Genomic DNA, 402 nt, shown 5'->3' on the forward strand with positions numbered 1-402 from the left:
AAAAAAACTCTCCCCCGCCTGGGCTGCGGGAGAGAGTCGGTTTGTCGCGGTAATCGGGTGTTTCTTTTTTTCTTAGATCATCGGTGCAACGGTCGACGGCATCACCGCCGGAGCCGCGGCGCCGCGACGACGGGTCGCCTTGCGAGCACCGCCCTTCTTGGCCGAAGCCTTGCGAGCGCCGCCGGCCTTCTTGGCCGTCTTGCGCGCGCCGCCCTTCTTGGCAGCAGTCTTGCGAGCGCCGGCCTTCTTGGCGCCAGCCTTCTTGGCAGTGGCCTTGCGAGCGCCGCCCTTCTTGGCTGCCGTCTTGCGAGCGCCGCCCTTCTTGGCTGCGGTCTTGCGAGCGCCGCCCTTCTTGGCTGCGGTCTTGCGCGCGCCGCCCTTCTTGGCTGCGGTCTTGCGCGC

At 67.4% G+C, this 402-nt stretch carries 1 protein-coding gene; it reads right to left on the reverse strand.

The window, feature by feature from the left end; all coding sequences use genetic code 11:
• Window positions 1-72: 72 nt before the first annotated feature.
• Window positions 73-402 (reverse strand): histone H1-like repetitive region-containing protein (locus EVS83_RS15370; protein WP_166636938.1); only part of this gene is annotated, 330 nt, incomplete at its 5' end.

It is taken from the genome of Cognatilysobacter terrigena (assembly GCF_004361065.1).
Classification (GTDB): domain Bacteria; phylum Pseudomonadota; class Gammaproteobacteria; order Xanthomonadales; family Xanthomonadaceae; genus Cognatilysobacter; species Cognatilysobacter terrigena.